Origin of the sequence: Nitrosomonas sp. (assembly GCF_043753625.1) — a bacterium.
Lineage (GTDB): Bacteria > Pseudomonadota > Gammaproteobacteria > Burkholderiales > Nitrosomonadaceae > Nitrosomonas.
On record NZ_JAYUWI010000014.1, the window covers coordinates 1 to 7,553 of the forward strand.

Sequence of the window (7,553 nt, forward strand, 5' to 3'; positions counted from 1 at the left end):
CTAGGAGTCTGTCGGACTTAAGGTCAATCTACTGCGCCAGTGGGATAATGGTTCATATTTCCTCAATTTCTCGTTGCATAGATAAACTATGCGCCTCAAAATAGAGAAAATACGCACTCGTTCTCCCACTCGGCTCGCTACGATTGCTTAAGCCCGACAGACTCCTAGAGAATCAAAATCATATTCTGTTCAGCAATATGAGGAATCAGGATCAAAAAAATCCGTGCCAGGGATCGGGCATACTCTCCGCGCAGCGCACTGACAGCAACCGCACCACGCCTTGAAAAGGCGAGCGTTACGGCCTTGAACTGGTCGCTGCCCCTAATCGCTAAAAAACCGCCTCAGCACCTTAATCATATACCCATGATCCTGCACACCGGCGCTTTCGCGGATGCTGTGCATCGCCCACATCGGGCAGCCGACATCGATACTGCGGAGGATGCCGAGCTTTGCCGAGGCGATCGGGCCGATGGTGCTGCCGCACGGCAGGTCGCTACGGTGCGAGTAGCGTTGATAGGGAACACCGGCTTCTTCGCACCACTGGATGAAGCGTGCGGTGGAAACACTTTCGGAGCTGTAGCGACGATTGGCGTTGGATTTGATCACTGGGCCTTTGTTGATGAAAACTTTGTGATCTACGTCATAGGCCGAGGGGAAGTTAGGGTGATAGGCATGCGCCATGTCCGTGCTGATCAAGAAACTCTGCGCCAATGCACGTGCCGTGTCTTCGCGCTCCGCAGACGTTGCAATACTGATGCGTTGCAACACATCGGACAAAAAGCTGCCGGCGGCGCCGATATGGCTTTCGCTGCCGATTTCTTCGTGATCGAAAAACGCGCAAACCAACGTGCTCTCAACATTGTTCAGGATGGCATCGTCCAACAAGGCTTGCAGCCCGGCATGACAGGAAACCAAGTTATCGATCTGACTGTCAGCGTAAAACTCCTCATTCGCGCCCCAGAATGCGCCTTATTGCGTGTCGTAAACTGCCAAATCCCACGATAGAATTTGTGCGGCGCCAATGCCTGCCGCTTCTTCCAGCAATGCCAGAAAATAGGGTTGCGGCAACTGCTCGTCGGTCAATTGCGCGAACAGCAGCGGCAACCCATTCTGTTTATGCAGCTTCAAGCCGTCTTCATTGACGCTCCGGTTCATGTGAATCGCCAGATTCGGCAAACGCAACAATGACCGGTCAAAGCACACCAGCTTGTAGGCAAGCTTTCCCTTTTCATCGACATAGCTGACCCGCCCGGCCAGACTCAGATCACGATCGGTAAAGGTCGCGAGTATTGGTCCGCCGTAAATCTCAACGCCGAGCCGGACGATGCCATCGCTCACAGTTGCGGCATTCGGCCTAATGCGGAATCCCGGTGAATCCGTGTGCGCGCCGACAATCTTGAACCCTGATTCGGTGGGCGCCTTGTGTCCCAACACAAACAGCACGATCGATGAATCATCGCGAACCACATAATACCGCCCGCCCGCTTGCAATTGCCACTTGGCTGTTTCGTCGAGCCGGATAAACTGAAATGCTTCAATTGCCGCTTCAATCGAAGCGACCGCATGCCAGGGACTTGGGCTTTTATCGATAAAGTCTAGTAGATGTTTTACGTTCTGTTTAGCTGTCATATTTATTCACTAGTTCAATTGCTTATATTAAAATTCCTGTTCCCGACGCGAAAAATATACGTAATGCCGGATATTTAGTCAAACAAGCTGCTGCGTGTTCAATAAGAGCCTTTTGTTTAAAAATCGAGAAATAAGCAGTGATTTTACCTTTCAGCCAAATATGTAAAAGCAGGCATTGATGGTAAAATCTGGAAACTCCCCTATAAAAAACATTGCCGCATCGAAAGGAACCACAGTTTGTCGCGCCACCCACTTAAACCCAATTTACTGATTCTCAAGTTCTTTTATTGCACTTTTTTTCTGCTAATTCCTTCGATTTCTCATGCACTGATCATTGAAGCAAAAGCAATAGAGCAGCAATTCTCAAAATCCGCTTCGTTTGGCTTGAGCAAAACTGATACTGCCGATTTACAGCGATTTTATACCGCCCGGAATTATCAGCCGGTGTGGGTAACGCCGGAACCGGGATCATCTCTACTCGAAATAGCATTCACTTTCATCGCCAGCGCTGAATTGGAAGGACTGGATAGCCACGATTATCAATTGCAACAATTACAGCAATTGCAGCAGCAAATCGGCCAATCTTTGCCAGCAGCGATTGAGTTGGAAGTACGCACGACGCATGCACTGTTGATATTGGCACGAGATTTATCACGTGGGCGGTTCACAGCGGCTAAGGCTGATGAGGATTGGCATATCCCACAACCCGGCTTCGACGCGGTAGCCTTCTTGCGCGAAGCAATCAAAACCAACCGCCTGCAACAATCGCTCAATGATTTATCCCCAAAGCAGCCAAGCTATCAGTTGCTTAAGCAAACACTGGCGCGCTACCAGACACTTCTCAATAGCCATACAGAGTGGATAACTATCCCCAGCACGCCATCCATACACCCGGGCACAACGAATGCAATCATTCCGTTGGTCCGCCAGCGAATCGCGCAAGCGTATGTCGCTGATGGAATCGACGACTATCACATTGCGCCCACTGCAAGCGAGCACTATGATGACGAGCTGGTTACTGCGATTCAGGCATTTCAAGCACAGCATGGATTGAATACCGACGGCGTTATCGGCAGAAACACCATCCGCGCCCTAAATGTCCCGCTTGACAGGAAAATTCGCCAACTGCGTATCAATATGGAACGACTGCGTTGGCTTCCGAGAAATCTAAGCGAACGCTACGTACTGGTCAACACGGCCGGATTCCGGCTTACAGTTGTCGAAAAAAACAAGCCTGTTCTCGATATGCGCATTATCGTCGGACGCGATTACCGTTCAACGCCCACCTTTAATGGCAGGCTCTCTCATATGGTTCTGAATCCATATTGGAATGTACCTGACAGCATCGCGCGTAAAGACCTGCTACCGAAACAACAGAGTGATCCGAGTCATTTCGCCTCATTAAATATCAAAGTTTTTCCGAATCATAACCGGAATGGTGAAGCCATTGATCCGGACACGATCGATTGGCAAGCAATCAAACACAGATTTCCCTATGTTTTGCGCCAAGATCCCGGGAAGAACAATGCATTAGGCAGGATTAAATTCATGTTTTCCAATTCATTTGATATCTATTTGCACGATACGCCCTCCAAATCACTTTTCCAGAGGGATATTCGCACATTCAGTTCCGGGTGTATCCGGCTGGCAAAACCCATGGAATTAGCGGCTTTCGCACTGGGAAAGCAAGACTTACCGGAAAAGTTCCTTGCTGATATGGAAAGCGGCCAAACCACCACCGTGCATTTACCCAAACCACTGCCCATTTACTTAGTGTATATTACGGCCTGGATTGATGAGCAAGAAAAGCTGCACTTTTCCCCTGATATTTATGACCGGGATATGCGCGCTTTGCAGTATGCTCGCTGGTAATAATTGATTATTCGCACACATTCGCAACATTTTCAAGGAGAAAATAGCCGATGATACGAAACCTTCTAAATCAAACCCACTTATCAGAAACAGAACCAGAACCAAGCCGCCGCCGCTTTCTAAAAGCAGGATTAGGCGCATGCACTTTGCTAGCGCTACCAATGACCGCAACGTCTGCACATGCAGCAATCAAAAGACCCTTCGAGAAAAAATTGAGTTTTCTTAACTTACACACCGGTGAACGCACGCGCGCGATCTTCTGGGCCAATGGCCGCTATATTCCTGAAGGGATGCGTGCTATTAATCATGTGCTGCGCGACCATCGCACCGGTGACCGCTATGCGATAGATCCTGATCTATTCGATATTCTGCATCAATTACAGTACAGATTGAGAACCAATCAGGAATTTCATGTGGTTTCCGCGTACCGCTCCCCTGCCTCCAACGCAATGCTAGCCGCCCGTAGTGATGGCGTAGCAAAAGCCAGCTTGCATACCTTCGGCAGAGCCATCGATATCCGCTTGCCAGGACGTAAATTATCCGATCTTCGCACTGCTGCATTGTCATTGCAAATGGGCGGTGTCGGTTATTATCCATCCTCGGATTTTATTCATCTGGATACCGGGCACGTACGTTTCTGGGGCGGTTAATATAAACCTGTGGCAGGACGTGCGTATCATCGAATCTTGAAAGCAGCGGGAAGCATCGCTGAATTCTCCGGTACTGAGAGGATCATTAATCAACACATTGCACAATATTTTGTAACTTTTATCACCTTTTAAGTGCAAATTGTCAAACCTGACATCGTTCCTAATTCTTTATTCGAGAACTGAATACCTGTTTATAAATATAACTACCTGAGAATTATTTCATCACCTATTCCCAGGTAGTTAACTTCGCCGGTTTAGATCACCACAATATCCGCATTGGTCATGCTCAACCCAACACCAATCGTTGCTACCTGTATCGCAGCACCTGCACCATTGCCATCCGCGTCGTATAGCAATTCACCCGCTACTTTGTTGTAGATAATGAGATCATTGGCATCTATTGCTTGCGTACCTATTCTAAACTGACCGGCGCCCAATGTACCCGTTGTTATTAATGCCGTAAATACACTATTTTCTAACTGGATAGTATCATTGGCAACGTTATAGTCGTTAATCGTATCAATGTGACCCGTTGTAGTAAATTTGAAGACATCGTTACCTGATCCACCGATTAGCGTGTTAAACCCTTCTTTGCCATCGAGCATATCATTACCCGCGCCTCCTTTTAGGGTGTTGTCATTAGCATCTCCCGTCAATGTATCGCCAAACTTGCTTCCGATGACAGCCTCAATACCACTCAACGCATCATCGCCACTTCCTCCAGAGGCAGTTCCCAAAGTAAGATCGACCGTTACAGCCGAGGCTGCATCACTGTAACTAGCCCAGTCGAATCCTTTGTCCCCACCAAGCAAGGTATCGTTGCCTAATCCACCCATTACCCAATCGTCACCCTTGCCTCCATTCAAGGTATTGTCATTCGCATCTCCAGTCAGCTTATCGTTGCTAGAGCTACCAGTAACACCTTCAATTCCACTCAGCGTATCATTTCCACTTCCTCCAGAAGCGAGGCCCGTAGCAAGATTGACTGTGACGCTTGAGGATGCATCAGTATAATTGGCCCAATCAAAACCTTTACCGCCCCCTCCTGCCAGTATATCATCACCCAATCCACCGGTTAGCGTATCGCTGCCATCACCACCTGCTAACGTATCATTTCCATCGGCTCCCTCCAATGTGTTGTCATTAGCATCACCGATCAAGATATCGTTATAGCTACTACCCCGAACAGCCTCAATTCCACTCAGTATATCGCTGCCATCTCCTCCAGAAGCGGCACCTGCGGAAAGATTCACCGTCTCAGATGCGGAAGCATTAGAGTAATCAGCCCAGTCAACATCCCCCCAATAGTAATTATTTCCACCTTTCAAGATATCACTGCCCAATCCACCGATCAGCGTATCACTACCATCACCACCCACTAGCGAATCGTTACCGCTACCACCATTCATCCAATTGAAAACACTATTTCCACTTATCAAAGTATCATTGCCGTTGCCGCCATCTAGCATGATAGAAAAGCTATTGCCTCCCAGTAACGTATCATTACCGTTGCCACCGAACAGGGTATTACCATCAGCATTCCCTCCTGTCAAAGTATCATTGAAGCCGCTACCGATAACCGTTTCAATTCCACTCAATACATCATTGCCACTTCCTCCAGAGGCGGCGCCAGTAAATAGATTGACCGTCACCGCTGAATTGGTATCCGAGTAATCGGCCGAATCAACCCCCCACCCATCTCCTCCTGTCAATATGTCACTACCCAAGCCACCTCTCAGTGTATCATTGCCATCACCACCGAGTAGCGAGTCATTACCTTTGTTACCAATCAGTGTATTATCATTGGCATCCCCTACTAGGATATCGCTGAAATTACTACCAGTAACGCCTTCGATTCCACTCAACGTATCATTGCCATCTCCTCCGGAGGAAGTACCAGCAGCTAGGTTGACCGTTACCGCTGAAGTCGCACCATCGTAATGAGCAAAGTCAACAAAACCGAAACCTCCCCCCCCTATTAATACATCGTTCCCTAACTTACCAGTTAGATCATCTGCAACATCATCCAAGCCAATCAACGCATCGTTTCCATTAGTACCAATATATGTAGTCATAGTATTTCCTAAAGATCAGTAATATTTTAAAAATATTCGTATGTGATAGTTTGATTCAGTGTCGCAATATATTTTCTATTGTTAATAAATCACCATAAGCTTCCCTCCTTGAGTACATCCTATTTAAAAAATTCACAATGTGATGTCTTGTCCGAGAAAGCGTTTTGACAAACGCGCTATGACCGGATTCTCACGAAAACTGTCTTCAACTAAACCATTCTCATAACAATCCAGCCACAGTCGTGACTTAGGGTCACGGAGATGATGCCGGCGAAATCCTTCTTGGATAAATCCTATGGCTTCGGTACTTTTTTGTGAATGAGGGTTATTAGAAAGAACTAATGAAGTTAATTTATGTAATCCAATTTGATTGAAAGCGAAATTAAGGATTAATAGCATAGTAATCAAGGAAGCGCGCTGACGATCTTCGTAATCTGGAATCCCAACGAGTAACTCAGCGCGCCGGTGTGCAATCTGAATATCTACTAAGCTCGCAAGTCCAATCGGCTTAAGATTATTGTTTGAAAGTACTTGAGGTGCATCAATACGTTCTTCTTTTCTAATGATCCAGTGCATTGTCTTAGATTGAGCAACCGAAAACTCACTATGCCTGAGCGCAAAAAGAATCGATTCCGCGCTCTGATTTTTACGCCCCATCGGAAGAAGCTGTTCCATAAATTCTTCATCCGCATAACATTGCTGCAAGAATGAAAAATCATCCTCTTCCGGTATCGTAAGATGTACCCTACTGCCCGCAATAGGTAAGTTCCAACGTTGATCAACAATAAATAACCTATCCAGCAGCAGAGGGTGATTTGGGAAATTCGCCAAACTCTGCAAGATTAAATCGCGGGCATGCCGATAATCCTTTTTATGGAATTGCTCATTGATCAGAGTAATCCAGTAGGCTAGATTCGATTTCGTTGACATTTCTATATTATTGGATTCATTATGTGTTGGCATGATCGAGTCCATTTTTAAGTCAACTTTTTATGATAATACCTTAAATTATTTTCTCCGCAATTCTCAGTAGCTCCTAAGAATTATTAGAGATCTTTGTAAAGTATGGCTTTCATTTACAATGGAAGCAAGGCTACAGAATCAGAATCATTTTCGCTGTGGCAATAATCACATCCCTTACTAACCTCAAAAATTGAATAATTCCAATTCTACTTAGGAACAGCATTAATAATCCAATCCCATCCGGTAATGAATCGTCCCGGGATTTTCGGAGATAAAATGATTTGAGAGGATGAAGAGATGAAGAATCAAATCAGTTATTCACCGGAAGTACGAGAACGAGCGGTAAGATTGGTATTCGAGCAGC

Annotated in this window: 4 protein-coding genes and 1 pseudogene; 2 read left to right on the forward strand and 3 right to left on the reverse strand. The window is 46.5% G+C overall.

What is annotated here, in order from left to right; translation table 11 throughout:
• Nucleotides 1-321: 321 nt before the first annotated feature.
• Nucleotides 322-1,629 (reverse strand): annotated as a pseudogene (locus tag ACH10T_RS01150) (M18 family aminopeptidase).
• 237 nt (nt 1,630-1,866) lie between these two features.
• Between ACH10T_RS01150 and ACH10T_RS01155 the strand changes: the two are divergent.
• Both ACH10T_RS01155 and ACH10T_RS01160 read left to right on the forward strand, forming a co-directional pair.
• A complete protein-coding gene (locus ACH10T_RS01155; protein WP_394807508.1) occupies nt 1,867-3,501 on the forward strand; it encodes a murein L,D-transpeptidase in 1,635 nt (544 codons plus the stop codon).
• Between the two features lie 50 nt (nt 3,502-3,551).
• On the forward strand, nt 3,552-4,151 hold the full coding sequence (locus ACH10T_RS01160) for a DUF882 domain-containing protein (protein WP_394807509.1): 600 nt from the start codon (nt 3,552-3,554) through the stop codon (nt 4,149-4,151).
• 254 nt (nt 4,152-4,405) lie between these two features.
• On the opposite strand, the gene ACH10T_RS01165 is transcribed toward ACH10T_RS01160, so the two are convergent.
• Both ACH10T_RS01165 and ACH10T_RS01170 read right to left on the reverse strand, forming a co-directional pair.
• The gene (locus ACH10T_RS01165) at nt 4,406-6,226 is read right to left on the reverse strand and encodes a beta strand repeat-containing protein (RefSeq protein ID WP_394807510.1); all 1,821 of its coding nucleotides are present in this window, start codon (nt 6,224-6,226) and stop codon (nt 4,406-4,408) included.
• A 132-nt stretch (nt 6,227-6,358) separates the two neighbouring features.
• Nucleotides 6,359-7,189, reverse strand: coding sequence for a GNAT family N-acetyltransferase (locus ACH10T_RS01170; RefSeq protein WP_394807511.1), 831 nt, complete (start codon nt 7,187-7,189; stop codon nt 6,359-6,361).
• Nucleotides 7,190-7,553 lie beyond the last annotated feature (364 nt).